General features: G+C 66.2%; 21 protein-coding genes and 1 pseudogene. 12 read left to right on the top strand and 10 right to left on the bottom strand.

Features of this window, described 5'->3' with window-relative positions:
* Positions 1-525: 525 nt before the first annotated feature.
* A complete protein-coding gene (locus BN1263_RS01015) occupies positions 526-2,631 on the bottom strand; it encodes a phosphoglycerol transferase I (RefSeq protein ID WP_058979298.1) in 2,106 nt (701 codons plus the stop codon).
* A 244-nt stretch (positions 2,632-2,875) separates the two neighbouring features.
* Positions 2,876-4,522: pseudogene (locus BN1263_RS01010) on the bottom strand (ABC1 kinase family protein); the annotation flags it as partial.
* Positions 4,523-4,729: 207 nt separating this feature from the next.
* On the opposite strand from BN1263_RS01010, the gene BN1263_RS01005 reads away from it, so the two are divergent.
* The gene (locus tag BN1263_RS01005) at positions 4,730-5,656 is read left to right on the top strand and encodes a DUF808 domain-containing protein (protein ID WP_058978913.1); all 927 of its coding nucleotides are present in this window, start codon (positions 4,730-4,732) and stop codon (positions 5,654-5,656) included.
* Positions 5,657-5,751: 95 nt separating this feature from the next.
* Here the strand turns inward: BN1263_RS01005 and BN1263_RS01000 are convergent, their stop codons facing one another.
* Positions 5,752-7,287 carry a GGDEF domain-containing protein gene (locus tag BN1263_RS01000; RefSeq protein WP_058978911.1) on the bottom strand — a complete coding sequence of 512 codons (1,536 nt, stop codon included), beginning with the start codon at positions 7,285-7,287 and terminating at the stop codon, positions 5,752-5,754.
* Between the two features lie 105 nt (positions 7,288-7,392).
* Here BN1263_RS01000 and BN1263_RS00995 point away from each other — a divergent pair, with 105 nt between their 5' ends.
* On the top strand, positions 7,393-8,028 hold the full coding sequence (locus tag BN1263_RS00995; RefSeq protein ID WP_186008940.1) for a Rossmann-fold NAD(P)-binding domain-containing protein: 636 nt from the start codon (positions 7,393-7,395) through the stop codon (positions 8,026-8,028).
* Positions 8,028-8,735 (top strand): helix-turn-helix transcriptional regulator, encoded by a 708-nt coding sequence (locus BN1263_RS00990; RefSeq protein WP_058978908.1) that lies wholly within the window; start codon positions 8,028-8,030, stop codon positions 8,733-8,735. Before BN1263_RS00995 ends, BN1263_RS00990 begins: the two co-directional genes overlap by 1 nt.
* A 270-nt stretch (positions 8,736-9,005) precedes the next feature.
* Here the strand turns inward: BN1263_RS00990 and BN1263_RS00985 are convergent, their stop codons facing one another.
* Positions 9,006-10,262 (bottom strand): S1 family peptidase, encoded by a 1,257-nt coding sequence (locus BN1263_RS00985; RefSeq protein WP_260832884.1) that lies wholly within the window; start codon positions 10,260-10,262, stop codon positions 9,006-9,008.
* Between the two features lie 339 nt (positions 10,263-10,601).
* Here BN1263_RS00985 and BN1263_RS00980 point away from each other — a divergent pair, with 339 nt between their 5' ends.
* Entirely contained in the window at positions 10,602-10,988 is a 387-nt protein-coding gene (locus BN1263_RS00980) for a VOC family protein (protein WP_049415490.1), read from the top strand.
* Between the two features lie 237 nt (positions 10,989-11,225).
* Here the strand turns inward: BN1263_RS00980 and BN1263_RS00975 are convergent, their stop codons facing one another.
* The 4 genes from BN1263_RS00975 to pdhA are packed head-to-tail and all read right to left on the bottom strand — an operon-like array spanning position 11,226 to position 15,117.
* A complete protein-coding gene (locus BN1263_RS00975; RefSeq protein ID WP_058978907.1) occupies positions 11,226-12,623 on the bottom strand; it encodes a dihydrolipoamide acetyltransferase family protein in 1,398 nt (465 codons plus the stop codon).
* Positions 12,620-12,973, bottom strand: a complete 354-nt coding sequence (locus tag BN1263_RS00970) for an SH3 domain-containing protein (RefSeq protein ID WP_005411349.1) — start codon at positions 12,971-12,973, stop codon at positions 12,620-12,622. Before BN1263_RS00970 ends, BN1263_RS00975 begins: the two co-directional genes overlap by 4 nt.
* A gap of 1 nt (position 12,974) precedes the next feature.
* The gene (locus BN1263_RS00965; protein ID WP_005414714.1) at positions 12,975-14,042 is read right to left on the bottom strand and encodes an alpha-ketoacid dehydrogenase subunit beta; all 1,068 of its coding nucleotides are present in this window, start codon (positions 14,040-14,042) and stop codon (positions 12,975-12,977) included.
* Positions 14,035-15,117: a pyruvate dehydrogenase (acetyl-transferring) E1 component subunit alpha gene (gene pdhA, locus BN1263_RS00960; protein WP_058978906.1), complete on the bottom strand. Its 1,083-nt coding sequence runs from the start codon at positions 15,115-15,117 to the stop codon at positions 14,035-14,037. The genes BN1263_RS00965 and pdhA overlap by 8 nt, the downstream gene beginning before the upstream one ends.
* 335 nt (positions 15,118-15,452) lie before the next feature.
* Between pdhA and BN1263_RS00955 the strand changes: the two genes are divergently transcribed.
* The 4 genes from BN1263_RS00955 (at position 15,453) to BN1263_RS00940 (ending at position 20,001) form a co-directional block, all read left to right on the top strand.
* Entirely contained in the window at positions 15,453-16,328 is an 876-nt protein-coding gene (locus tag BN1263_RS00955) for a tryptophan 2,3-dioxygenase (protein WP_010482684.1), read from the top strand.
* A gap of 181 nt (positions 16,329-16,509) precedes the next feature.
* On the top strand, positions 16,510-18,009 hold the full coding sequence (locus BN1263_RS00950) for a peptide MFS transporter (protein WP_005419890.1): 1,500 nt from the start codon (positions 16,510-16,512) through the stop codon (positions 18,007-18,009).
* A 19-nt stretch (positions 18,010-18,028) separates the two neighbouring features.
* Positions 18,029-18,634, top strand: a complete 606-nt coding sequence (locus tag BN1263_RS00945; protein ID WP_058978904.1) for a thioredoxin family protein — start codon at positions 18,029-18,031, stop codon at positions 18,632-18,634.
* A 227-nt stretch (positions 18,635-18,861) separates the two neighbouring features.
* Positions 18,862-20,001 (top strand): hypothetical protein, encoded by a 1,140-nt coding sequence (locus tag BN1263_RS00940; RefSeq protein ID WP_058978902.1) that lies wholly within the window; start codon positions 18,862-18,864, stop codon positions 19,999-20,001.
* Between the two features lie 81 nt (positions 20,002-20,082).
* Here BN1263_RS00940 and BN1263_RS00935 read toward each other — a convergent pair whose 3' ends face one another.
* A complete protein-coding gene (locus BN1263_RS00935; protein ID WP_026347199.1) occupies positions 20,083-20,574 on the bottom strand; it encodes a MarR family winged helix-turn-helix transcriptional regulator in 492 nt (163 codons plus the stop codon).
* A 129-nt stretch (positions 20,575-20,703) separates the two neighbouring features.
* On the opposite strand from BN1263_RS00935, the gene hppD reads away from it, so the two are divergent.
* A complete protein-coding gene (gene hppD / locus BN1263_RS00930) occupies positions 20,704-21,816 on the top strand; it encodes a 4-hydroxyphenylpyruvate dioxygenase (protein WP_186008939.1) in 1,113 nt (370 codons plus the stop codon).
* Positions 21,817-21,901: 85 nt separating this feature from the next.
* Positions 21,902-23,209 carry a homogentisate 1,2-dioxygenase gene (gene hmgA, locus BN1263_RS00925; protein WP_058978900.1) on the top strand — a complete coding sequence of 436 codons (1,308 nt, stop codon included), beginning with the start codon at positions 21,902-21,904 and terminating at the stop codon, positions 23,207-23,209.
* Positions 23,210-23,257: 48 nt separating this feature from the next.
* Here the strand turns inward: hmgA and BN1263_RS00920 are convergent, their stop codons facing one another.
* Positions 23,258-23,797 carry a hypothetical protein gene (locus tag BN1263_RS00920; protein WP_058978898.1) on the bottom strand — a complete coding sequence of 180 codons (540 nt, stop codon included), beginning with the start codon at positions 23,795-23,797 and terminating at the stop codon, positions 23,258-23,260.
* Positions 23,798-23,922: 125 nt separating this feature from the next.
* On the opposite strand from BN1263_RS00920, the gene BN1263_RS00915 reads away from it, so the two are divergent.
* A complete protein-coding gene (locus BN1263_RS00915; protein WP_058978896.1) occupies positions 23,923-24,579 on the top strand; it encodes a hypothetical protein in 657 nt (218 codons plus the stop codon).
* 72 nt (positions 24,580-24,651) lie between these two features.
* Complete coding sequence (locus BN1263_RS00910; protein WP_058978894.1) at positions 24,652-25,617, top strand: sodium:calcium antiporter; 966 nt, start codon at positions 24,652-24,654, stop codon at positions 25,615-25,617.
* Positions 25,618-25,624: the final 7 nt, after the last annotated feature.

Raw genomic sequence — 25,624 nt, 5'->3', positions numbered from 1 at the left:
GTTCTGCAGGGCTGCGCCCTGCACCCGCGGTAGTGCCGGCCGCTGGCCGGCAACTTCAACAGCAACAGCAAAGGCTGGTTTCCTGAGGGATGGCGGGGTGGGTCCGGTTGCGGGGGACGCTGCAAGTACGTCCATGTAAGCTCGGTCGCCGCATCCATGCGGCTCACGCCCCCGCAACCGGACCCACCCCGCCTTCGACAGTTTTCCGCGATCTGTTGGAAATACTATTGGGGTCAGATCCGTTTTCCGTAGGAAAACGGATCTGACCCCATTTTGATTTTCGATATCTGACAGATTGTGTCGACCAAGGTCGACACCTACCGACAGCCGCAGGAATCTGTCAGAGGTGGGGGGGGGTCGGAGTGCGGGGTGTCAGCCGCATGGATGCGGCTGCCAAGCCTCCAGGGACGGATTTTCGGCGTCCCCGCACTCCGACACCGCCCCGCCATCCCACGGAATGCACGCTGTTGCTGTTGCCGTTGCCCCGGTTTGTAACGGGTGCAGGGCGCAGCCCTGCAAAGAACCCTACCCTCGCGGTCGGCTGCGCGACGGCACCAGTGCGAACGTATCCACTGCCAGCTTCTCGGCATGGTTCAACCACGCGCGGATCTCCAGATCATCCACTTCGTGGTCCAGCCCGAACGTCACGTTGATCTTGCCGTCGGCATCGGGCTGCACCCACTGCTGGGCCAGCACCACCTTGCGCTGCGACGACACTGCTTCGATCCAGAAGCCGCGATCCGGGCGCGTGCTCGCCACCAGCTGCAACATGTACTGGCCGGCACGCGTACGGCGTCCCTTCTGGGTGATCATGTGCGCCTGGCGCACGCTCGGGCGCGGGCCCTGGAGTGCATCCAGCGGTGCATCGACCGCGATGCCGCCGCGCAGGTCGTTGTCGCGGTACAGCTTGATGCCGTTGTCGCGGTTGACCAGCAGCGCGCACCAGTCACCGTCGGCCGAGCCGTCCTCGAACGCGGTGCAGCGGTCGACATAGGCCAGGGTGTTGTCCGGGTTGGCATCATCGAACTGGCGCGAGGTGTTTTCCAGGTACACCGACTTCAAACCCCAGTCCTTGTCGTACTCGAGCAGCACCGGTGGCTGCACGTGCTGCAGGCCGACCACCACCTGGTCGTCGCCGTCGATCTTCAGTTCACGCGTAGGTTCACCCAGCCACAGCGAACGGGCGAACGCCAGATACTGCGGGTAGTCGCGACCCTGGTCGCGTCGCGCGGCCACACTGGCGCTGGGCGCGCGTTGCGGGTCGATCAGCGAGCGACCGAAGCCCATCGTCTTCAGGTTCGGGTCCAGCAGGCTGAGCAGAGTCGCACCCGAATCCAGCGTGGTGCCGGCGTCGGCGCTGAGCTGCTGCGGCGCAATGCCATCGCCCAGGAACAGCAGCAGGTTCTCGCGCTTCTGCCGGGTCAGGATGTGGGTCAGATCGTTGGGCATCGCCAGGTGGTCGGAGGCGATCACGATCAGCGTGTCCTTGCCGTACGGGCTGGCCTGGATGCGTTCGACCAGCTGCGAGATCAGCCGGTCACTGCATTTGAGCGCGTTGAGCATGTTGATGTTGCCGTACCGGCTCTGGTAGCGCTCGCCCTTGCACGACACCGGCAGGTGGCCCGCCGGGTGGTGGGTGTCCATGGTGAGCGTGGTGAGCATGAACGGCGAGCCGGCGCGCGAGAGCTGTTCGAAGCGCTGGTAGGCGGTATCCAGCAGCACGTCGTCGTGCACGCCCCAGGCCGAGTAGTGGATGCGACCGATCTTTTTCTGCTGCTTGAACCAGGCGAGGTCATGCACTTCGTCAAAACCGTGGCTGGCCAGGAACTGGCCCTTGCCGGCGAACTGGCCGTTGGCCCCGCCCAGGTAATGGTTGGTATAGCCCTGCTGCTTCAGGTAGTCGCCCAGGCACACTGCCTTGGGCAGGAAGCTGCCCATCCGGTCCATGCTGTTTTCATCGCCCTGCGAGGTGGTCAGCGGCACGCCGCACATCGACGACACCAGGCCGGCGATGGTCCAGCCGCTGCCTTCGGCCGAGGCAAGGCCGCGCACGTCCAGCGACTTCGTGGCCAGGCGGTTGAGATTGGGCATCAGGCCCGGGAACACGTTCTCGTCCAGGTAGGTGCGCTCCAGGCTCTCGCCGTAGATCCAGACGATGTTGCGTGGGCGCTGCAGCGGCTGCGTCGGCACCTGGTATTCGGGGGCGATGCGGGCGAAGTCGACCGGGCGCAGCTGCTGGTACAGGCGTTGGCCGTCGCGGGCCAGCGGGCTGATCATGATCGTGGCCACCCACACGGCCGCGAAGCCCGCGAACAGCGCGCCACCGTGGCCGGGCCGGCGCCAGCGCTTCACCCGCGTGGCGAACAGCGGCAGCAGCGAGACCAGCGCCAGCACGATGAAGCCGGCGATGTAGCCCTTGAAGTCGGAGACACCGGCGCCTTCCATGTCGGCGCCGAGGTGGTAAAGGGTGGCAGCGTTGAGCCCATCACCGGACAGCTTGTCGATCAGCCACCATGCGCTGAGCATGAGCAGCAGCAGCGAGAACGCACTGGCCTTCCACCACACCCATTTCTCGGACGCGAGGAACAACCAGCACAGCAGCAACAACGACAGCAGCAGTATCCAGAGCATAGGCAGCTTCGGCAGTGACGGGGTGGTGGTGATGGACGTCGTACCGACGCGTGTCCATCCGACCGGCGCTGCCGCAAGCACATGCATGTGACAGGCCGATGACCCGATAGTGCATGCACGAACCTGACTGAAATGTTTGTTGAAATGACGCGCGCGTAATCGCGCTCAGAAGGTAAAACGAGCGTGAAAGGGGTAGCTGGATTGCATTAAAAACTGCATGAATACGGGTGTTTTTGTCGATGCGCTAGCGATGCCCGCGTTCTTCGCGTGCCCGCGCACGACGGTCGAACAGCAATGCACTGGTTACGATGCCAAGGCCGAGCACTACGCCGATGAACAACAGAATCAGGGCGATGAGCGGATAGCCGAACAGGTGCCAGCCGGTGTCGATCTTCATCATCATCGCGGCGGCCATGATCAATGCCGCGCTGATGATGCCGGCCGCCACGCGGTTGGCGATCTTCTGCAGGTTCTCCATCAGCCGCGATTCTTCCAGGCCCGTCACCTTCATCTGCAGACGGTTCTCGGCCAGCAGCGCCATGATGTCCGACAGCTTGCGCGGCCCATCGCGCAGCAGCTGCTGCAGCTCCATCGCCTCGCTGGCGATGTTGGCTGCGGACAGTGATTTTTTCAGGCGCGCACGCATCACATGCTGCAGCTGGCGCTCGACGATGCGGCGGGTATCCAGTTCGGGTGCCAGCAAGCGGCATACGGTTTCCAGGTTGAGCAGTGCCTTGCCGAGCAGGCTCAGTTCCGGCGGCGTGCGCAGGCCACAGGCGGTGGCGATGCGCACCATGTCCAGCACCACGCGGCCTTCGGAGAACGTGCCGCTGGCGGCGTAACGCGCGATCAACTGGCCGGTCTCGCGCAGATAACGTTCCTCGTCGAACGCCTCCAGCCGCGTGCTGATGCTGATCAGGTCGTCAGCCACTTCCTCGCCACGGCCATCGACCGCTGCGAACAGGATCTTCAGCAAGCGCTCGCGCAGGCGCGGCGGCATGTGCGCAACCATGCCCAGGTCGAAGATCGCCAGCCGTCCATCGGGCATCACCCGCAGGTTGCCGGGGTGCGGGTCGGCGTGGATCTCGCCGTGCACGAAGATCTGGTCCAGGTAGCCGCGGATCAGCGCGGCCGCCAGCGGGTCCATCGATTGTTCGGTGCGGCGCACATCGGGAATCGCATCCACGCGCACGCCGGTGGCCAGTTCCATCGTCAGCACGCGCTGGCTGCTGTAGTCCCACAGCGGCTGCGGTATCCACAGGCGGCGGAACGGCTTCAGGTGCCGGCCGAAACGGGCCAGGTTCTCGGCCTCGGCGTGGTAGTCCAGCTCCTGCATCAGGGTCTTGGCGAATTCGTTGAGCCAGTCGCGCAGACGCACGCGGCGGCCCACCTGGGTCAGGTGGTCGGCGGCCAGCGCGAAGCTGCGCAGCGCCTCCAGGTCCGAGCGAAGTTGTGCGGCCACTTCAGGCTTCTGCACCTTCACCGCCACCTGGCGTCCGTCGTGCAGCACGGCCCGATGCACCTGCGCGATCGATGCGCAGCCCAGCGGCTCGGGGTCGAACGCGGCAAACAGCTTGTTCACCCCTACGCCCAGCTCCTGCTCGATGATGGCGTGGATGCGCTCGACGGGAATCGGCGCTACCTTTTCCTGCATGCGCTCCAGCGCCGTGGCGAACTCTACCGGCACCATGTCCGGGCGCGTGGACAGCATCTGGCCCAGCTTGACGAAGGTTGGCCCCAGAGCTTCCAGATCGCTGACGAACTGTTCCGGGTTGCCGTCCGCGGGAACGTCGGCTGGATTGCCTGCGGCATCCAGGTTCATGCCCGAGAACACCCCTGAATGGCGATAGCGCATCAGCAGGCGCAGGATCTGGCTGCGCCGGTTCATACCTTTGACCAGCGGAGGATTGCCATTGGCGGTGGGCGGATTGCTCAAGCGGAACTCCCATGCGACGAAGACAGGTAGCGCCGGCCACGGGCCGGCAATGTCCGGATTCCGCAGTGTCGCCGGGGGGCGGTGGGCACGCGGTGAATCCGACGTCTTCCGCAGTCCACACCGGATCGGTCAGAATCCGCTCATTCCCTCTCTGGACTTCCCATGGCCGGTGCCAGCCTGTTCGCCCTGCTCGACGATATCGCCACCCTCCTCGACGATGTCTCGGTCCTGACCAAGGTCGCGGCGAAGAAAACCGCCGGCGTGCTGGGCGACGACCTGGCGCTGAACGCGCAGCAGGTCACCGGGGTCAACGCCAACCGTGAACTGCCGGTGGTGTGGGCGGTGGCCAAGGGCTCGCTGGTGAACAAGGTGATCCTGGTGCCGGCGGCATTGGCGATCAGCGCGCTGGAGGCCTGGCTGCACAGCCGCGGCTGGAACGTGCCGCTGATCGTGCCGTTGATGATGATCGGTGGTGCCTTCCTCTGTTTTGAAGGCGTGGAGAAGCTGGCGCATCGCTTCCTTCATTCCTCCGATGACGATGCCGAGCGCCAGGCCGAGCGGCGCAAGGCACTGGCCGATACCCAGGTGGACATGGTGGCGTGGGAGAAGGACAAGGTAAAAGGCGCGATCCGCACCGACTTCATCCTTTCGGCCGAGATCATCGTGCTGACGCTGGGGGTGGTCGCCACCGCATCGTTCACCAACCAGCTGGTCACGCTGGCCGTGGTTGCACTGGCAATGACGGTCTTCGTCTATGGGCTGGTGGCGGGCATCGTGAAGCTTGATGACGTCGGCCTGTACCTGTCGCGCAAGGGTGGGGCTTTGGCCGCCTTCGGTCGCGGCCTGGTGGCCTCGGCGCCGTGGCTGATGAAGTTCCTGTCGGTGGCCGGCACCATCGCCATGTTCCTGGTCGGTGGCGGCATCCTGGTGCACAACGTGCCGGCGCTGCACCACGCGGTGCAGGCGCTGGGCGGCGAGGGCCAGTGGGGCTGGCTGGTCAGTGCGGCGGGCAACATGGTGGTCGGCATCATCGCCGGCGCCATCGTGCTGGCAGCGGTGACCGGGTTCCAGAAGCTGCGCGGGAAATGATCTGTAGAGCCGAGCCCACGCACGGCTGCTCTACGGCGCTGCGCGCCGCCGCCCGAGCATGGGCTCGGGCGCTACAGCGTCTGCGCGCTGGATCATCAGCCCGCCTGCACCCGGTTCTTGCCTTGCCGCTTGGCCGCATACAGCGCGTCATCGGCGCGGCGCAGCAGGGTCTCGGTATCGTCGCCCGGCTGCCATTGCGCCAGCCCGGCGCTGAAGTGCACCGGCACGCGCCGGTCCTGCACGGTCAGCACGCGATGCGCCAGCGAACGCTGCAGGCGCTGCACGGTGGCCATGCTGTCGGCGCCCTGGGTTTCCGGCAGTACCAGAACGAACTCGTCGCCGCCCAACCGTGCGATGCCGTCGGTGGCGCGCAGCAGCAGCTTGCACACGGCCACCAGGTGCTGCAGCAAAGCATCGCCACCCGCGTGACCGTGCGCCTCGTTGGTCAGGTGGAAATCATCCAGATCGATCACCGCTACGCCCAGCGGTGAGTTGTTGCGCGCGGCACGCGCCAGTTCACGCTGCAGCAGTTCATCCAGGCCGCGGCGGTTCAGCGCCTGGGTCAGCGGATCGATGCGCGCCAGGTCACCGGCGGCACGCAGTTCCTGCTCCAGCTCGGCAATGCGCTGTTCGGCGCGTTCCACTGCCTGCCGTGCATTGGCCAGGTGATCGCGGGCCTGCGCGGCCTGCTGCTGCACCTTGCCGGTATCGCGCATCACCTCCTGCAGCAGCTGGTTGAGGTCGGCGATGCTGCGTGCCTTGCGCAGCTGCAGGGCGTAGCTGCCGATGCGGTCGTGGTATTCGCCGGTGCTGGTGGCCATGCCATCCATGCGCTCGATGAACTCGCCCATCAACCCGCGCATCGCCGCCTTCGAATCGTCGATGCCCTGGCGCAGCAGGCCCTGCTTGTAGATCACTTCGCGCAGTTCGGCACGGGTGCGCTCGACTGCCTCGGCTTCCAGCGGCCCGTCCAGTAGCTGGCGCACCGCCGCGATCTGGCCCTGCAGCCAGCTGCGGTCGTCCAGCAGCTCGCTCACGTTTTCCAACAGCAGCGCGAACAGCTCCAGCAGCAGCGCCTGCTGCTCCTGCCAGCTCTCGGCACGCACGCCGACCTGGTGCCCGAGTTCGCGCACGCCCTGTTCGATTGGTTCCAGGGCCGTGCCCGGCTGCCATTGGCGCAGGCGCAGGGCCAGCGCCTGCGCCTGCTCGCGCAGGTCCGGGTCGTGCTGCAGCAGGGCCACCACCGCACCGCCCAGCAGCAGCCGCAACTGCTCGGACAGGCGCAGGCTTTCCGGCTGCCCGTCCGGCGAATGCTGCTCGATGGTGCGGATGTACTTGTCGATCAGCTGCCGCATCGCGCGCCCATAGCGCGGCCAATCGGCGCTGGCCTGTGCGGACTGCAGGCGGTCGCCCATGTCGCCCAGTTCGCCGGGCAGGGTGGCCATGCCGTTGGCGAACGCCGCCAGCAGCGGTTCCGGCGCATCGGCGCCCGCGAACAGCTGCTGCAGCGCCACGCCACCGCCGCCCTGCAGCACCACGCGGTCACCCCGCCCGTCCACCACCGCGCGCACGCGTGCCGGCGGCCCAAGGGCGGTACCGGGGGCAGGGCGGTGGTCGGGCTGGTCCGTCATGGAGCGAATCCTGGGGCTGGCAGGGACTGGTTCCAGCATATCGGCGCGGCCGCCGAGGGCTTGAACGGCTAGGATGGGCGACAGGATGCCGCAGTGGAGGTGGTGATGCGCGTGATGTTGCTGGGGGCGACCGGCCTGGTCGGTGGGCTGACCCTGCGCAGGCTGCTGGACGACCCGCGCTGCGGCGCCGTGGTTGCCCCGACCCGCCGCCCGTTGGCTGTGGCCCACGCCAAGCTGGAGAATCCGGTGCTGGCCTTCGATGCGTTGCCAGCCGCAGCCGAGTGGGCGCGCGTGGACGCGGTCATCTGCGCGCTCGGCAGCACCATTGCCCAGGCCGGCAGCCGCGAGGCCTTCCATCGCATCGACCATGACTACCCGCTGGCGTTCGCCCGCCTGGCGCAGGCACGGGGGGCGCAGACCTATGTGCTGAATTCCGCAGCCGGTGCCAACCCGCAGTCGTCGATCTTCTACAGCCGGGTGAAGGGCGAGCTGGAGCGTGACCTGCGTGCGCAGGGCTTCAACTCGTTGACCCTGGTCCGCCCAGGGCTGATCGGGGGTGAGCGCAACGAGGTGCGTCGCGGCGAGCGTTTCGCATTGACGGTACTCGGCGCACTGGGGCCAGTACTGCCACGGGCGTGGCGGATCAATCCGGCCAGCGAAATTGCCAAGGCACTGGTCGAGGCCGCACTTGCCCCGCAACCGGGTGAACACGTGGTGGCATCGAGCGCGCTGGCCGGCTGATGTCGCGTGCGCTGCGTCTGACCCAGCTTCAACAGCTGCTGCGCCGCCATCGGCGGCCGGTGGCCGGGCAGGTGCTGGCCGAAGCGCTGGGCATCAGCCTGCGCACGCTGTATCGCGATATCGAGACCCTGCGCGAGCAAGGCGCCGACCTGCGTGGTGAGGCCGGCGTCGGCTACCAGCTGGCGCCGAGCGATACCCTGCCGCCGATGACCCTGCCGCCCGCCGAGATCGATGCACTGGTGCTTGGCCTGCGCTGGGTTGCGGCCCGCACCGAGCCGGCGCTGGCTGAGGCCGCGCGTGATGCTTTGGCGCGTATCGCGCATGTGCTGCCCGCAGCACGCCGGGAAGCCTTGCGTGATAGCGGCCTGCGCGTTGGCCCTTCGCGCGCTGCGGCCAAGGTACCTGCTGCACGCCTGCAGGCTGTGCGCGAAGCGGTGAGCGCGCAACAACGCCTGCAGTTCGGCTACCAGGATGCGCAGGGCCAACGTACCGAGCGCATTGTCTGGCCGTTCGCGCTGGGCTACTTCGATGAAGTGCCGATGCTGGCGGCGTGGTGCGAAGGCCGCGAGGACTTCCGCCATTTCCGCCTGGACCGCATCCGCCAGGTGCGCGTGCTGGAGGATCGCTACCTCGTGCCGCGCGCCACGCTGCTGCGGCGCTGGCAGAAGGCGCAGGGCATCGCGCCGGACTGGTTGGACCGCTCGTAACCACATCGAGGAATGGCGCTGTGCGTCAACGCGGTGGGCTTACACAGCTGGTGGGCTATGTGCCGGGGGAGGCCGGGGTGGTACAGGTAATCGTCGACTCTATGGCTTGGGTTACGAGGCCCGACGCATCTTCCAAGAATGTCCTGACTCTCGAAACTTGAGGTTCACCAAGTTCACTTGGTGTACAACCCCAAGTGAAGGTGATGGGGGATGGGATGTTCCTGTCGACTTTGGCGCGGCTACCGCTGCAGATCCATCCGGCAGGACAAGTCAAGATCTCGAGGTTGATATATACCGGAAACCTCGGATCCCACTGAAGTTCATCTTGGCAGTAACACTGGCGCCTGTTCCAGACACGTTCGGAACGCTGTCCAGCTGAAATGGCTTCGTCAAGGTAGCCACGCCCAGGGTGGACATCCTCTCTATGGGCATGAAGAAAAGGTCATTCGCCCAAGGAGAGCCGTCGTTTCCCCTGCCATGAACAAGGCCGTAGGCCGAGTTGCCGGCATAGACGGGGCCACCACTATCGCCGCCTTTGTTCATCACGGTTCCATCAAGGCTGACGACTTGGACGTAGGTGCCGGCTTCCCCATTCCAGTTGGCTGCGAACTCTGCGTCTTTGATGGATCCGCATGTGCGACCGGTCGTTACGCCGAACTTGCAGACCGTTGTGCCTGGTGTCATGTCGGCAAGTGATGCCTCATCGGTTATCGTCAGTTTTTCCCCATCGACAATGATTTCGTTCGACTGGGAGAAGATGACGCCGCCACGCTGCTGTGCACCCCACTGAACGTCGTAAGATCCTTTGTTGCGTTCACTCTTGAACAGAATGCGAGCGGTTGGATTGCGCTGATAATTGTCATTGTCACAGTGACCGGCAGTGGCCAAGCCTAGTTCGCGAGTTGCAGTTTCGACCACGTTGAAGCCGGCTGTGCAGAGCTGCTGCTGGTAGCCTTCCAGTCGCCGCCCGCCCGCTACGGTGTTTGTTGGCTCTATGAAACCTGTGGTCTCTTTTATGTGGATGAAGTCGGCGACAGAGAGAAGTTTGGAAAGTCTGGCGCGTACGGCATCGGGATCACGTACATATACCTCTACGATAGAGCTCTTCGTGTTTACCGTGGCTGCAAAATCAATGCCGGCCTTGACGAGCTGATCGGACACCTCCTCTTGGGTGGCGCGGAGAAGCTCGAGAGAACGTGGCGCGGTTTCTGCGACGTAGAGGCGGTCCTTGGTGTAAGCAGAAAGTTGGCGTGAGGCATCGCCGGTGAACCTCACCACGATCCTGAATTCAGGGGAGTGCTCGATGTAAAGGCCGGCGAACGTCTCCGGCTTCTCCCTCTGAAGCCGTGCGCTGAGTTTACCTGCGGCCCGTTCCGCATCCATTCGTTGCGCGGCTTCGAACGTGCCTATGTGCATGGTTTCCGCGTAGTGCTGTATTGCTACATCCTTGGGGGCGTCGTCCGCAAGGGCGGGAGAGGCGGTGAGGATGGCTGCCAACAACGGGAGATAACTGCGTGTTGTGGTCATGAACTTTCCTTTTCATGTGTATTACGTGAATTGGCGTTCCATCTGCATTTGACTCTAAATCACTTCTGTCTGTTGCAACTGGTAACTGAGTCTCCCTTTGATTGGTCCGAGCGAAGGTTCATCGCCGACGACTGCTCCCATCATGACTTGGCTTTGCGATATATCGCGAGATCACAGCGGGTCGCCTGTTTTTCCATCCGATGGCGGAAGTGCCCGAAATACGCGAGATGTTCGAACGACGAACGACTCTACCCGATCGATTTCATTCGCTTGATCTACTGACAGAATATGTCAGCAGGCGTGTTCCACCATGAACGCTCCCAACAACGGAGGTTCCCCATGTTCATACCCAGCACCCTGCTGCAGTACGTGCGCGACGTCGCCACCAGCGCCACGTTCTACAGCGGCATTCTCGGCAAGCCACCGGTCGAGCAGTCGCCCGGTTTCGCCCTGTTCCTGCTCGGCGATGGCGCCGCATTGTGCTTGTGGCAACGCGACGACGTGCAGCCGCCGGTGTCCGCGCAGGCCGGTGCCGCCGAACTGGCGATGGTGGTCGCCAACCCGGAGACCGTGCAGCAGATGCACGATGCGTGGCGCGGGCTCGGCGTGCGGATTCTGCTGGAACCGGTGACACTGGAATTCGGCCACACCTTCGTCGGTGCCGACCCTGATGGTCACCGCCTGCGTGTCTACAGTCGCGCCGAGGGTTTGGTCGCGCGCGATTGATCGCACGAATTCTGTAGAGCCGAGCCCATGCTCGGCCGCTTTTCAGTAGATCCACGCCATGCGTAGATGAAAGCATGAAGCAAGCCGAGCATGGGCTCGGCTCTACAGTGGAGCGGGCACAAAAAAACGCCGGGCAGTGCCCGGCGTTTCTCCAATTCATGTGCCAACCAAGGTTGGCACTCACCAGTCAGTTTCATGCGCCAACCAACGGTTGGCACCCACCGGTCAGGTGGCCGATCAGCTGGCCAGTGCCAGGTCGTCCATCATCGCGCGCAGGAAGCGGGCGGCTTCACCGCCAGTGGCTGCGCGGTGGTCGAAGGTGACCGACAGCGGGATCACCTTGTGCGCTTCCACGCCGCCCATCACCGGGGTCATCTGGTGGCGGGCACGGCCGGCACCGACGATGGCCACGCACGGCGGCACCACGACCGGGGTCGCGTAGCGGCCGGCGAACATGCCGAAGTTGGACAGCGAGATGGTGTAGCCACTCAGTTCCGAGGCGGCGATCGAACGCGATTCCACCTGCTCGCGCAGGCGATTGACGCCTTCGCGGATGCCGCGTGCATCGAGCATGTCGGCATTTCGCAGGGCCGGCACGAACAGGCCGTCGTCGGTGTCCACGGCGATGCCGATGTCCACCTGCGCGTGCAGGGTGCGGGTCAGTGCTTCGCCGTCGAACCAGGCGTTCATTGCCGGCACCTTCTGTGCGGCAACGACGATGGCGCGCACCAAGCGGGCGGTGACGTCGTTGCCCGGCAGCCAGGCGTGGATGTCGGCGTCGTCGTTCAGCGTGGTCGGCACGACCTTGCTGTGCGCATCGGCCATCACGCGGGCCATGTTGCGGCGCACGCCCTTCAGCGGTTCCGGCTGGCCCTTGGCGACCACGCCCGGCGGCTGGGTGCGCATCGGCTTGCCGGCGGCAGACAGCGGGGTGCGGGCTTCGCTCTGCACCGGGGCAGACACCTGCGCCGGGGACGGCGCGGCATACGCGGCGGCAGCGACCGGCGCCGGAGCAGCGCCGAGCTTGGCGGTGCCGTTGGCGGCGGCCTGCTTGACGTCGGCCATGGTGACCGCGCCATCGGTCCCGGTAGCGGTCACGCGGCTCAGGTCCACGCCCAGCTTGCGCGCCATCGCACGCACGGCCGGCACGGCCTTGACGCCACCGACGGCCAGCGCCTGTTCGGCATGCACGGCGTTGGAGCTCTGCATGGCGCCGACCACGGTACCGGCATCATCGCGCTCGGCCGCGGCGGGCTTGGCCTCCTCGGCGGCAACCGGAGCGGCCGCAGCCGGCAGCGGCGGGGGGGGCGGGGCGGCCGCCGGCGCCGCCGGTGCGGCGTGGCCATGGCTGTGGCCGGTGTCCTGGCCATCGGCGCGCTGCGGCAGGTTCGGGTCCAGTTCGAAGCTGGCCAGCACCGAGCCGGTCGGGATGATGTCGCCGGCCCCGCCGGACAGCTTCAGCACCTTGCCGGAGAACGGCGAGGGCACTTCCACCACGGCCTTGGCGGTCTCCATCGAGACCAGCGGCTCGTCCAGCTTGATCACATCGCCTTCCTTGACGAACCACTCGACGATGGTCGCGTCCGGCAGGCCTTCGCCCAGGTCGGGCAGGTTGAAGTTCTTGGTCTGGCTCATTTGCAGTTCTCTTCCAGCAGTTCCAGTTCGCGGGCCGGCAGCCAACCCGTCGCGCCATTGGCGCGCTCGGACCACCACCACCCGCCGTGTTCGTGATGAAGCTTCACCATCTCGCCGCTTTCCACATCCAGCTCGCGGGCGTCGTAGTCGCACAGCGCTTCGGCGCGACCCTCGTCCAGCAGCTGCAACCAGGCGATGGGCGCCCATCCAGCGCGCCCATCGTTGGTGCGTACCCAGGCAAACGCCGGCCATTCCTCGTCACGCACACCTACTTCGACGATCTGGCCGGTGTGGAACCGGAGCGGGTTGGGATACTGGCTGCGGTAAGCCCCCAGAAGGCGGGCCCGCATGTCAGCCGGCCGCCACCGCGCGCTTGGCCGCAGCCACGATCCGCTCAACGCTCGGCAGGTACTTCATTTCCAGGCGGAACAGCGGAATGTGGGTGTCGTAGCCAGTAACGCGCTCGACCGGGGCCAGCAGGTCGTAGATCGATTCCTCGGCCAGGCGCGCGGCGATCTCGGCGCCGAAGCCCGCGGTTTTCGGGGCCTCCTGCACGATCACGCAGCGGCCGGTCTTGGCCACCGATTCGGCGATGGTGGCGAAGTCCAGCGGACGCAGCGTGGCCACGTCGATGACTTCGGCACTGATGCCTTCGCCGGCCAGCTTGTCGGCCGCTTCCAGCGCTTCCTTCACCTGCGCACCCCAGGTCACCAGGGTCACGTCGGTGCCGTCGCGCAGCACGAAGCAGACGTCCAGCGGCAAGGCTTCGCCGTCGTTGACGACCACTTCCTTGTACTGGCGGTAGATGCGCTTGGGCTCCATGTAGATCACCGGATCCGGCTCGCGGATCGCGGCCAGCAGCAGGCCGTACGCACGCTGCGGCGACGACGGCAGCACCACGCGCAGGCCCGGCACGTTGGTGAAGATCGCCTCGTTGGCTTCGCTGTGGTGTTCCGGCGCGCGGATGCCACCGCCCCACGGCACGCGCAGCACCATCGGGCAGTGCAGGCGGCCACGCGTGCGGTAACGCAGGCGTGCGGCGTGGCAGACGATATGGTCGACCATCGGGTACATGAAGCCATCGAACTGGGCTTCGGCCACCGGCTTCATGCCTTGTGCGGCCAGGCCGATGGTCAGGCCGGCGATGGTGGTTTCGTCCAGCGGGGTGTCGAGGATGCGGTCCGAGCCGAAGCGCTGCTGCAGGCCGGCAGTAGCGCGGAACACGCCGCCGTTGACGCCCACGTCCTCGCCCAGCACCAGCACCGACGGATCGTGTTCCAGCTCCCAGGCCAGCGCCTGGGTGATGGCTTCGATGAGGGTGATCGGGGTGGTGGTCATGCTCTCTTCTCCGCGCGCGACCGCAGCGCTGTCGGCGGCGTTGGTGTGCGCGCCGGGCGCGCCGTTCTTGATCTCATCCATGGCGCTTCTCCAGGGCGATCGCCTGGGCACGCTGGGCCAGCAGGTCCGGCGGCGGATCGGCATACAGGAAGTCGAACATCGCCTCGACCGGCTGCACCGGCGTGTTGAGGTACAGGTTCACTTCCTCGTCCACGCGCTTGCCGCACTCGGCGACCCAGGCGGTCTCTTCGTCTTCGCTCCACACACCGGCGTTGATCAGGTACTTGCGCAGGCGCAGCATCGGCTCGCGCTGCCAGGCATCCTTCACTTCAGCGTCGTCGCGGTAGCGGCGCGCGTCATCGGCGGTGGTGTGGTCGGACAGGCGGTAGGTCATCAGTTCCAGCACGGTGCCGCCGTCGCCGGCCAGCGCACGTTCGCGCGCCTGCTCCATTGCCGCCAGCACCGCGATCAGGTCGTTGCCGTCCACCTGCAGGCAGTGCAGGCCACCGGCCAGGCCCTTCTGCGCCAGTGTTTCGGCACCGGTCTGGGCCGAACGCGGCACCGAGATGGCCCAACCGTTGTTGACGATGCACAGGATCAGCGGGAGCTTGTAGGCGCCGGCCGAATTTAGTGCTGCGTAGAAGTCGGTCTTGGAGCTGCCGCCGTCGCCGCACACCGCCACCGCGATCTGCGGTTCCTTGTTGAGCTTGAACTTCAGCGCCGCGCCTGCGGCATGCAGGCACTGGGTGGAGATCGGCACGCAGAACGGGAAGTCCTTGGCCGCGTTGCCGCCGTAATCGTTGCCGCGTTCGTCGCCGCCCCAGTACATCAGCACGTCGTGCGGGCGCACGCCACGCATGAACATCGCGCCATACTCGCGGTACGAAGGCGCGAACACGTCGTCCTTCTGCATCGCCGCGCCGATACCCACGTGCGCGGCTTCATGGCCCAGGCAGGCGGCATAGGTGCCCAGCTTGCCGGTGCGCTGCAGCGCGATGGATTTGCTGTCGAACGTGCGTACGAACAGCATCTGCTTGAACAGCGGCACCAGGACCTTGGGGTCGCGCAGCGACGCGGGCAGGTCGTCACGGACGAGCGCGCCGTCCGTGTCCAGGTACTGCAGGTATTCGATCTTGAATTCAGCGGCAACCGTCATTGCGTACTGCACCTTCGACAGAGAAGTTACAAATGATATGAATCGCCATGTTAAGGAACGCGTACGGAATAGCCTTCCTGCGCCGCAACACGGGGATTCCCCGTTTTACCCCTGCCGGCGGGTGGGGGGCCAATAACAACAACGTATTCAGTCGTTGCTGCAAAGCATCAGAATACGCCTCTGGCTGACCGCCAGTACAACGGCCTGGACGGTTCCACGCGCAGGCCCGGGATCGGCCGATGCTCCACGGCCAACCGCACGCTCCGGTATGGACCCGGCGGCTGCCAGCGCGGCGGCAACGCGCTACCCTTGCCGCCCCCGATCTGGTCCCGCCCATGTCCGTCGACAACAACCAACGCGATCTCGAAGCCGGCATCCACACCGACCTGCAGGGACGCCTGACCTACGGCGGCTACCTGCGGCTGGACCAGCTGCTCAGCGCGCAGCAGCCGCTGTCCAGCCCGCCGCACCATGACGAGATGCTCTTCATCATCCAGCACCAGACCTCGGAGCTGTGGCTGAAGCTGCTGGGCCATGAGCTGCGTGCCGCAATCGGCTTCCTGCAGCGCGATGAAGTCTGGCAGTGCCGCAAGGTGCTGGCGCGCAGCAAGCAGGTGCTGCGCCAGCTGACCGAGCAGTGGTCGGTGCTGGAAACGCTGACCCCGTCCGAGTACATGGGCTTCCGCGACGTGCTGGGCCCGTCTTCGGGCTTCCAGTCGCTGCAGTACCGCTACATCGAGTTCCTGCTGGGCAACAAGAACGCGCAGATGCTGCAGGTGTTCGAGCATGACCCGGCCGGGCAGGCGCAGCTGCGCACCGTGCTGGAGGCGCCGAGCCTGTACGAGGAGTTCCTGAAGTACCTGGCCCGCTTCGGCCATGCCGTGCCGGCGGTCTACGAGGCCCACGACTGGACCCAGCCGCACGTGGCTGACGACGCATTGCAGCCGGTCTTCGAACGCATCTACCAGGACACCGACCGCTACTGGCGCGAGTACGCGCTGTGCGAGGACCTGGTGGACCTGGAGACCGCCTTCCAGCTGTGGCGCTTCCGCCACATGCGCACGGTGATGCGGGTGATCGGCTTCAAGCGCGGCACCGGTGGCTCGTCCGGCGTGGGCTTCCTGGCCAAGGCACTGGAGCTGACCTTCTTCCCCGAGCTGTTCCAAGTGCGCACCAGCCTGCAGGCCGCGCCCCCGACAGCGCTGGGTTGATCCCCATTCAGCTTGGACCCCAGCCGGCGGCTGGATCGTTTCAGATGCAAGTTCAGGGAGCAGGCTGCCACCTGCCTCAAACGGCGTGTATTTGACGTGAACGCCAGAAGTCGGTGATCCTCGCGCGTTGCTTCAACTGCACAGCGGACGTGCTCGTCATCCACCGAACCAGGAAATCCGCATGAGCGTAAACGCCACTGCGAACACCCCAGAGCCGGCACTGCCGGACTTCAAGACCACGCTGGGCCACCCGCGCCCGCTGTGGATGCTGTTCATGACCGAGTTCTGGGAACGCTTTGCGTTCTACGGCATCCGCTGGGCGTTGGTGCTCTACATCGTTGCCCAGTTCTACAACGGCAGCGCTGCCGGTGAAGGCGACGCCAGCCGCATCTATGGCGCCTACCTGGCCTTGGTGTACGCCGCGGCGATCTTCGGTGGCTACGTGGCCGACCGGGTACTGGGCTACCAGCGCTCGATCCTGACCGGCGCGATCATCATGGCCGCCGGCCTGTTCATGATCTCGCTGCCGCAGGAGCACATCTTCAAGCTCGGCCTGGCCACGATCATCGTCGGCAACGGCCTGTTCAAGCCCAACATCTCGACCATGGTCGGCAAGCTGTACGGGCTGAAGGACGAGCGCCGCGATTCGGGCTTCACCATCTTCTACATGGGCATCAACATCGGCGCGATGATCGCCCCGGTGCTGACCGAGTACCTGGCCCGCAAGGTATTCGGTACCGATGCGATGCCGTCCTACAAGGTCGTGTTCATCGCCTCGGGCGTGGGCATGCTGATCTCGCTGGTGTGGTTCTACATCGGTCGTGCCGGCCTGAAGGGCATCGGTGCACCGCCGGCCGGCGCTGAAGGGTTCGGCCGCATCATCATGGTGCTGGCCGGTGCCGTGGTCGCCATCCCGGTCGCGTACTTCCTGCTGGCCACCGGCGCCACCGCGCTGGCCTGGATCCTGGGTGCGATGTTCACCGCGCTGGCCGTCCTGCTGCTGGTCGAGGGCATCCGCGAAGGCAAGGTGCAGCGCGACCGCGTGATCGCCATGCTGATCATCTTCGCCTTCAACGTGATGTTCTGGATGTTCTTCGAGCAGGCCGGCAGCTCGTTCACCTTCCTGGCCGAGAACATCGTCAACCGCCAGTTCGGCAGCTGGACCTTCCCGACCGCGTGGTTCCAGTCGGTCAACTCGGTGGCGATCATCACCCTGGCCCCGGTGATCGCCTGGATCTGGGTCGCCATGGGCCGCGCCAATCCGTCCATCCCGCGCAAGTTCGGCCTGGGCCTGCTGTTCAACGGCGCCGCCTTCGCGCTGCTGATGTTCGCCCTGTCGCAGATGGTGGTGGACGGCAAGATCCCGTTCTGGACCCTGTTCATGGTCTACGTCATCCAGTCGGTGGGTGAGCTGTGCCTGTCGCCGATCGGCCTGTCGATGGTGACCAAGCTGGCCCCGGTGCGCCTGGTCGGCTTCGGCATGGGCGGCTGGTTCCTGTCCACCGGCATCGGCAACAACCTGTCGGGCATCTTCGCTGGCGTGGTCAGTGGTGAAGGCGGCATGACGGTCGAGTCGGCCCTGAAGGGGTATACCTTCGGGTTCTGGGCCCTGATCGGCTCCGGCGTGGTGCTGTTCCTGATCGCCCCGCTGATCAACAAGCTGATGCACGGCGTCAAGTAATGATGAGAGGGTAGAAGGCATGCGTAGCAAGCTCGGTACTGCGGTAGTGGTGGTCTGTGCGGCGCTGATCGGCGCCTGTTCCCAACCGCAACCGCCTGCGACCGCCGAGCCCACGCAGCCCCTGGATACCCGACCCACCGAGCCACCGGTCGCTGATCCCAGCGAACCGGTGGCCTCGGGCAACACCCCGGTGGCGGCGGACATCGCCGCCATCGCCGGGCTCGGTGCGCAGTTCGACCCGGCCCGCAACCCCGCCGATGACCTGGCCACCGCCAAGGTGGAAGCCCAGCGGGGCAAGAAGCGCATCCTGCTGGAGATCGGCAACGCCGCCTGTGAGCGCTGCCGGGCGCTGGACGATGTGGTGGAAGGCAACGGCGACCTGCGTCGCTTCCGCGATGCCCACTACGTGTGGGTGAAGGTCAACGCCAGCGACGAGCAGCCCAACACCGCGTTCCTTGCCCAGTTCCCGGTGATGGAACGCGACTATCCGCATCTGCTGGTGCTGGACGCCGATGGTGGCCTGCTGGTGTCGCAGGCGACCGCTGAGCTGCGCAGGGGCGAGGCGTTCCAGCCTGCGCGCGTGACCGCGTTCCTCAAGCAGTGGGCACCCGACAAACCGGAATAGGGGAGTGCCGGCCGCTGGCCGGCATGCTCTGGTGGATGCCGACCGCTGACCGCCATCCCCGGTGGGTGCCGACCGTTGGTCGGCACAGAAGTGCATCCACGCATGGCGTGGATCTACTGTGGTTGCGGTCACATTCCCGGAATCGGCATCTCAATATCGCACCGCGCTCGCCGCTACCGGCAAGGACCTCAGTCGACATCCCGTCGATGCAACCTTCCGGAACGCCCATGCACAGCGACCACGCCGAACGATTGCCCGGACCCGCCAGTGAGCTGGCCGAGGGTGGAGCAGGCGAGGGCGTGACCCTGCCGCCGCAGGAGGCGCTGCTGGATGACACAGGAACCGGCGAGGCCACCGTCGACCTGGCACCGCCGCGCCATCGCCTGCCGCAGATCGCGCTGCCCGATAACGTGGTGCTGAAGGGTGCGGTGCAGAAACTGGTCGAGCAGAAATCGCGGCTCGATGCACTGGCCGCCGATGGCCAGCTGGCCGGGCTGCTGCCACCGGAGTGGCAGGGCCATGGCGTGCGCGCGATTGAACTGTCCACCTTCATCCAGGGCGTGCTGCCGTTCCTGCAACCCGGCGAACGTGGCGAAACCGCGCCGGCGCGCCTGCCGGTGCGCCATGTGCTGGGTGACGAGAGCCGCTGGGGCCTGGACGATGTCGCCGAACCGAAATCGCTGGCCTGGTACCTGGCTAGCGACGAACGCGCCACCGCCGGCAGCAAGGACGTGGCCGAGGCCTATCTGGTGGGTGCACTCGGCCTGGCGTGGATGCAGGAAGGGCGTAGCCGCCCCGGTTTCCTGCGCGCGATGGGCCAGGACAGCCTGGCGTCACGGGTGACCATGCTCGGCTACCCGCCGGCCAACGAACTGGCGCTGTACAGCGTCACCGCGCACGGCCAGTCGCAGATCTGGTGCGTGCATGGTCGCCGTCGCATGCGCCCGCTGGTGGCGCCGTGGCTGAGCGTGCCGCTGCTGACCGCGTATGGCGTGCCGGCGCCGGTCGCGTGGCCGTCCAGTTTCCCGCCTGTGGAGGCGGTGGCCGAGCTGTTGGCAACCGCACGGCAGGGGCGCGCGCTGCCGGAAGTGGATCTGGGCAAGGCCGTGGCGAAGATCGCCGAAGAGGCCGCATCCGAAGCCTGGCAACCGGTCAGCCTGCTGCAGCTCAATACCTGGTCACCGCGTTGGCATTTCTTCCTGGGCACCTTCGTCGGCCTGCCGTCGCTGCTGCTGGTGGCGGCGGCGCTGGCGCTGCCCGGTGCGGTCGAGGCGGCCACGGTTGCTGCATCACTTGGCTTCGCCGGTGGTGCCATCGCGGCGCTGGCGGTGCCGTGGATCCACGCGCGGCGCAAGCACCTGAGCTGAAAAAAGGGGACGGAGGGGATTAAGTCGTTTCAGGCACATCTGTGCTCATTACGACTTAATCCCCTCCGTCCCCTTTCTCTTTCAGACCCCTTCGCCCATCCGCTCCAGGCCGTCACCGGCCAGGCGCAGGATCAGCTTTTCCAGCAGCTGTTCCTCCTCCTCGCTCAGTACCGACATCAGCTTGCGGGTGATCTCGATCACCATCGGTGCGATGGTTTCGTACACCTCGAAGCCGGCCGCGGACAGCGCCAGCACCGAGCGGCGGCGGTCATCGCCGTGGGTCTCGCGCTTGATGAAGCCGCGCTCCAGCAGGCGGGCCACGGCGCGGCTGACCGCCACCTTGTCCATCGCCGTGCGGTCGGAGACCTCGCTGGCCGAGGAACCCGGGTACAGCGCCAGGATGGTGATGACCCGCCACTCGGGGATCGCCAGACCGTAACGATCGCCGTATAGCTTGGCGATGTTGCCGCTGACCCGGTTGGACAGCACGCTCAGCCGGTACGGCAGGAACTGTTCCAGGTCGAGCAGGACGTGCGAGGCACGCAGGCGGGTCGAGGCGGGATCGGGGCTCATGTTGCGGTGCACCTTGCTGGTGGTTTCAAGTGTAACTATAAGGGGTGGGTCCAGACCCTGCATTCTCGCCGGGTCCCTACCTGCCCGCACCTGGTTTGTACCGATGCGGTACCGATTCGGAGCCACGCCATGAATACCGCAGTCCCGACCGCCTCGCACCCCAACCCCGGCATGCAGGTCACCACCTTCGAGAACCCGATGGGCATCGACGGCTTCGAGTTCGTCGAATTCGCCGCCCCGGCCGGCCGTGGCCAGGAGCTGCACGAGTACTTCCGGAAGATGGGCTTCAGCGCGGTGCTCAAGCACAAGCAGCGTCCGATTACCGTCTATCGCCAGGGCGACGTCAACTTCCTGGTCAATGAAGACCCCGATTCGTTCGCCGCCGACTTCGCCGAAAAGCACGGTCCCTGCGCGTGCGGCTTCGCCATCCGCTTCAAGAAGCCGGGCCAGGAGGTCTACCAGACCGCGCTGGGCAACGGTGCCGAAGCCATCGCCTTCAAGCCGGACAGCAAGGCGGTCAGCGCCCCGGTCATCAAGGGCATCGGCGATTGCATGCTGTACCTGGTCGACCGCTACGGCGCGGCCGGCAGCATCTACGACGGCGACTACGAGCCGATCGCCGGCGCCGACCTGCACCCGGTCGGCTTCGGCCTGACCTTCATCGACCACCTGACCCACAACCTGTACTTCGGCAACATGCAGCAGTGGTCGGATTACTACGAGCGTCTGTTCAACTTCCGCGAGATCCGCTACTTCGACATCAAGGGCCTGAAGACCGGCCTGGTGTCCAAGGCGATGACCGCGCCCGATGGCATCGTGCGCATTCCGCTGAACGAATCTTCGGACCCGAAGAGCCAGATCAACGAGTACCTGGACGCGTACAAGGGCGAGGGCATCCAGCACATCGCCTGCTTCACCGAGAACATCTACGAGACCGTCGAAGCGATGCGCGCGCAGGGCGTGGACTTCCTGGATACGCCGGAGACCTACTTCGAGGTGATCGACCAGCGCGTGCCGAACCACGGTGAAGACGTGCCGCGCCTGGCCAAGAACAAGATCCTGATCGATGCCGATCCGGAAACCCACCAGCGCAAGCTGCTGCAGATCTTCACCCAGAACTGCATCGGCCCGATCTTCTTCGAGATCATCCAGCGCAAGGGCAACGAAGGCTTCGGCGAAGGCAACTTCACCGCGCTGTTCGAGAGCATCGAGCGCGACCAGATCCGCCGCGGCGTGCTGTAAGGTCTGCAGGCAATGTCGGCTTCCGGTCGACATTGCCTGTCCGAATGGTAGTGCCGGCCGCCGGCCGGCAATCTCTGGAGTTCCCATGTCCCCCGCCATCACCGCCCGCGGCTACCAGTCCGGCTTCGGCAACGAATTCGCCACCGAGGCCGTCGCCGGCGCGCTGCCGGTCGGGCAGAACTCACCGCAGAAGGTGGCCCACGGCCTGTACGCCGAACAGTTGACCGGCACCGCCTTCACCGCGCCGCGTGGCAGCAACCGCCGCAGCTGGCTGTACCGGATCCGCCCGGCGGTGACCCATGGCGAGTTCACCCCGTTCGCGCAGTCGCAGCTGCAGTGTGATTTCGGCGCTCAGCCGGCCTCGCCAAACCAGCTGCGCTGGAGCCCGCTGCCGCTGCCGGAGCTGCCGACAGATTTTGTCGAAGGCCTGTACACGATGGGTGGCAACGGCTCGCCCGATGCGCATGCCGGCGTGGGCATCCACCTATACGCTGCCAACCGCGACATGGTGGGCCGCTACTTCTACAACGCCGACGGCGAGATGCTGGTCGTGCCGCAGCTGGGCGCGCTGCGCCTGCTGACCGAGCTGGGCGTGATCGAGATCGAGCCGCAGCAGATCGCGGTGATCCCGCGCGGCGTGCGCTTCCGCGTTGAACTGCCCGATGGCCCGAGCCGTGGCTACATCTGCGAGAACTACGGTGCGCTGCTGAAGCTGCCCGACCTCGGCCCGATCGGATCCAACGGCCTGGCCAATCCGCGCGACTTCGAAACCCCGCACGCGGCGTTCGAGGATGTGGATGGCGACTTCGAACTGATCGCCAAGTTCGAGGGTCGCCTGTGGCGTGCACCGATCGACCATTCGCCGCTGGACGTGGTGGCCTGGCACGGCAATTACGCGCCGTACCGCTACGACCTGCGTCGCTTCAACACCATCGGTTCGGTCAGCTACGACCACCCGGATCCGTCGATCTTCCTGGTGCTGCATTCGCCCAGCGACACCCCGGGCACCAGCAACATGGACTTCGCGATCTTCCCGCCGCGCTGGCTGGTGGCGCAGAACACCTTCCGTCCGCCGTGGTTCCACCGCAACATCGCCAGCGAGTTCATGGGCCTGGTGCATGGCGCCTACGACGCCAAGGCCGAAGGCTTCGTGCCGGGCGGCGCGTCGCTGCACAACTGCATGAGCGGCCACGGCCCGGATGCACCGACCTTCGACAAGGCGTCCAATGCCGACCTTTCAAAGGCCGATGTGATCAAGGACACGATGGCCTTCATGTTCGAGACCCGCGCGGTGATCCGCCCGACCGCACAGGCACTGGCCGCAGGCCACCGCCAGGGCGACTACCAGCAGTGCTGGAACGGCCTGCGCAACAATTTCCGGTCGTCCCGCTAGCGTGGTGGGTGCCGACCGTTGGTCGGCACGATGCGCCGGAACCCGCGCTTACGCCACCTCGGCGAAGGCGTCGCAATGCTCCAGCGGCAACGCCTCCAGCAGGTGCTGGCGCACGCGCTGGCAATAGCCATCCGAAGTCAGCGCGGGCAGCAGCTGCATCGCCGACTGCAGCCGCTGCAGCACCTCATCCTCCGCACGCGCCTGCTGCAGATCGCGGAACAGCGCCGCTGCCTGCGGATGCCGCTGCATTTCCAGGATACCCAGCAGGTAGATGCGCGCTGCCACCAGCGAACGGCGACGTTCGACCGGCGTGGCGCTGGCGTTCGTTGGCACCTTCACCAGCGCCGCATTGGCCGGTTCGGCAGCGGTGTGAGGGGGTGCCGCCGCCGTTGCCGTGCCGGTCGCCAGATAGCCCGCCTGCACCAGCTGGATGACCATCGCCGGTGCTTCCTGGCCGAGCAGACCGGTCAGGTCGGCGACGGTACGCTGGCCGTCGCACAGGATCAGCAGCCGGCGCTGGCGCATGTCCAGCGGCGCGCGGTGGGCCTGCAGCGCGGTTCGGGCGAGATCGGTCTTGCGCGGTTGCATGGAAGGGACGGCCAGGTCGGTGCTCGCCGAGCCTGAACGAAGGCGATGAAACCGCGATGACAATGCAGCGCCTGCACACCGGATGGGTTAGCGTGCAGCCATCTTCGTGCCAGGGAACCGCACCGATGAAGCACCTCCCGATTGCTGGTCTGTTGCTCCTTTCGCTCACCGCCTGCAGTGCTGGCTCCGACAAGCAGGGGGCGGCCGGCAGCGGCAGCGACACCCCGGCGGAAACCGCCTCGGCGACCGGACCCGCGCAGTCGACGGATCCCGACCTGGCCGCCCGTCCAGCCAATGACCGTCGCGAGGACAGTCCCGCCCGCCTGGACGGCTTCGCTGGTGCGAAGCTGGGGGCCGGCATCGCCGAGGTCCGCAGCGGCTTCGGCACGCCGCTGCAGGGTCTGGGCACCGATGCGGCCGGCAAGCCGCTGCCGGCTGACGACGGCAACGACGGCTGCTACTTCCTGCGCCCGCAGGATGCCGAAGATCCGCGCCTGATGATCGAGGGCCGCAAGCTGGTGCGCTACGACGTGCGCAGTGCCGCCATCACCGCACCGGGCGGTGGCAAGGTCGGCATGACCCTGGGTGAGCTGCAGGTGCTGTACCCGGAGCGGGCCGATGTCGGCCCTGACAAGTACGACGAGAAGGCCCAGCACCTGCGCGTGCGCCCGGCGCAGGAGGGTGGTGCGGTCATCGACTTCGCGCTCGGCGCCGATGGTCGGGTCAGCGCCTGGCGCGTCGGCCAGACCCCGCAGGTCGATTACGCCGAAGGCTGTGGGTGATCCTTGATCCACCGCCCAGCCATGCGCTCGGGCCAAGCGTAGAATCGCGCCACCACTGCTGGGGAGTGCTCGATGATCGCCATTGCCATTGCCTGGTTCCTGCTCGGCCTGCTGCTGCTGGCGCTGGGCGGGGACTCCATCGTCAAGGCCGTGTCCGGCCTGGCCCAGCGTTTCGGGGCCAGCCCATTCACTGCCGGGCTGTTGCTGCTCGGGGTGACCACCTCCTTGCCGGAACTGGCAGTCAACGCGCGCGCGCTGGCGATGGGCCAACCGGAGCTGGCACTGGGCAACGCGGTGGGCAGCAGCATCGTCAACCTGGGCTTGACCCTGGCCGTGGCGGCCATGGCTGCGCCCCTGCTGCTGCGCGCGCGCCTGCAGACGGTGCTGTGGTGGTCGCTGCTGGCGGCGGGTGTGCTGCTGATCCTGTTCGGGCTTGATGGCGGCCTGGCACGTTGGGAGGGCGGCATACTGCTGGCCGGCTTCATCGTGGTGCAGGTCCTGCTGCTGCGCCGTGGTCGCAGCGAGAGCGCGGAGGTGCAGGTGGCCATCGCCGAGTCCGCACTGAGCCGCACCAGCCTGCCGTTGAACGTGCTGCGCGTGCTGATTGCCGCGTTGGCGCTGTACTGGGGCGCGCGCCTGGTGGTGGGCGCCGCCGCCGACTTTGGCGTCGCCCTGGGTTGGACGCCGCTGCTGGTCGGCCTGCTGCCGGTGGCGATCGGTACCGCACTGCCGGAGGTGGCCACCGCCATCGCCGCCGCGCGTCGCGGGCATGGCGACATGGTGCTGGGCCACGTGCTGGGTTCCAGCGTGGTCAACCTGCTGCTGGTGATCGGTGCGATGGCCGTGCTGCAGCCGCTGGCGCTGCCGGCCTCGTTCGTGCGCCTGGAACTGCCGGCGCTGCTGGCGTTCGCGCTGGTGCTGTACCCGATGCTGCGTGGCGACCTGAAGATCAGCCGCGGCGAAGGTGTGATCCTGCTGGTCGCGTTTGTCGGTTGGTTCGTGCTGGAACTGCTGCTGGTCGGCGCACCGGCGCTGTAGAGCCGAG

Source organism: Stenotrophomonas thermophila (genome assembly GCF_001499715.1).
GTDB classification, from domain to species: domain Bacteria; phylum Pseudomonadota; class Gammaproteobacteria; order Xanthomonadales; family Xanthomonadaceae; genus Stenotrophomonas; species Stenotrophomonas hibiscicola.
The sequence above is the reverse complement of the archived record's forward strand: the minus strand, read 5'-3'. Positions and strand labels throughout refer to the sequence as shown.

Bases quoted from the DNA above. Each gene is read 5' to 3' on its own strand.
- BN1263_RS01015 (WP_058979298.1), bottom strand. From the start codon at position 2,631: ATGCTCTGGATACTGCTGCTGTCGTTGTTGCTGCTGTGCTGGTTGTTC.
- BN1263_RS01005 (WP_058978913.1), top strand. From the start codon at position 4,730: ATGGCCGGTGCCAGCCTGTTCGCCCTGCTCGACGATATCGCCACCCTC.
- BN1263_RS01000 (WP_058978911.1), bottom strand. From the start codon at position 7,287: ATGACGGACCAGCCCGACCACCGCCCTGCCCCCGGTACCGCCCTTGGG.
- BN1263_RS00995 (WP_186008940.1), top strand. From the start codon at position 7,393: ATGCGCGTGATGTTGCTGGGGGCGACCGGCCTGGTCGGTGGGCTGACC.
- BN1263_RS00990 (WP_058978908.1), top strand. From the start codon at position 8,028: ATGTCGCGTGCGCTGCGTCTGACCCAGCTTCAACAGCTGCTGCGCCGC.
- BN1263_RS00985 (WP_260832884.1), bottom strand. From the start codon at position 10,262: ATGACCACAACACGCAGTTATCTCCCGTTGTTGGCAGCCATCCTCACC.
- BN1263_RS00980 (WP_049415490.1), top strand. From the start codon at position 10,602: ATGTTCATACCCAGCACCCTGCTGCAGTACGTGCGCGACGTCGCCACC.
- BN1263_RS00975 (WP_058978907.1), bottom strand. From the start codon at position 12,623: ATGAGCCAGACCAAGAACTTCAACCTGCCCGACCTGGGCGAAGGCCTG.
- BN1263_RS00970 (WP_005411349.1), bottom strand. From the start codon at position 12,973: ATGCGGGCCCGCCTTCTGGGGGCTTACCGCAGCCAGTATCCCAACCCG.
- BN1263_RS00965 (WP_005414714.1), bottom strand. From the start codon at position 14,042: ATGGATGAGATCAAGAACGGCGCGCCCGGCGCGCACACCAACGCCGCC.
- pdhA (WP_058978906.1), bottom strand. From the start codon at position 15,117: ATGACGGTTGCCGCTGAATTCAAGATCGAATACCTGCAGTACCTGGAC.
- BN1263_RS00955 (WP_010482684.1), top strand. From the start codon at position 15,453: ATGTCCGTCGACAACAACCAACGCGATCTCGAAGCCGGCATCCACACC.
- BN1263_RS00950 (WP_005419890.1), top strand. From the start codon at position 16,510: ATGAGCGTAAACGCCACTGCGAACACCCCAGAGCCGGCACTGCCGGAC.
- BN1263_RS00945 (WP_058978904.1), top strand. From the start codon at position 18,029: ATGCGTAGCAAGCTCGGTACTGCGGTAGTGGTGGTCTGTGCGGCGCTG.
- BN1263_RS00940 (WP_058978902.1), top strand. From the start codon at position 18,862: ATGCACAGCGACCACGCCGAACGATTGCCCGGACCCGCCAGTGAGCTG.
- BN1263_RS00935 (WP_026347199.1), bottom strand. From the start codon at position 20,574: ATGAGCCCCGATCCCGCCTCGACCCGCCTGCGTGCCTCGCACGTCCTG.
- hppD (WP_186008939.1), top strand. From the start codon at position 20,704: ATGAATACCGCAGTCCCGACCGCCTCGCACCCCAACCCCGGCATGCAG.
- hmgA (WP_058978900.1), top strand. From the start codon at position 21,902: ATGTCCCCCGCCATCACCGCCCGCGGCTACCAGTCCGGCTTCGGCAAC.
- BN1263_RS00920 (WP_058978898.1), bottom strand. From the start codon at position 23,797: ATGCAACCGCGCAAGACCGATCTCGCCCGAACCGCGCTGCAGGCCCAC.
- BN1263_RS00915 (WP_058978896.1), top strand. From the start codon at position 23,923: ATGAAGCACCTCCCGATTGCTGGTCTGTTGCTCCTTTCGCTCACCGCC.
- BN1263_RS00910 (WP_058978894.1), top strand. From the start codon at position 24,652: ATGATCGCCATTGCCATTGCCTGGTTCCTGCTCGGCCTGCTGCTGCTG.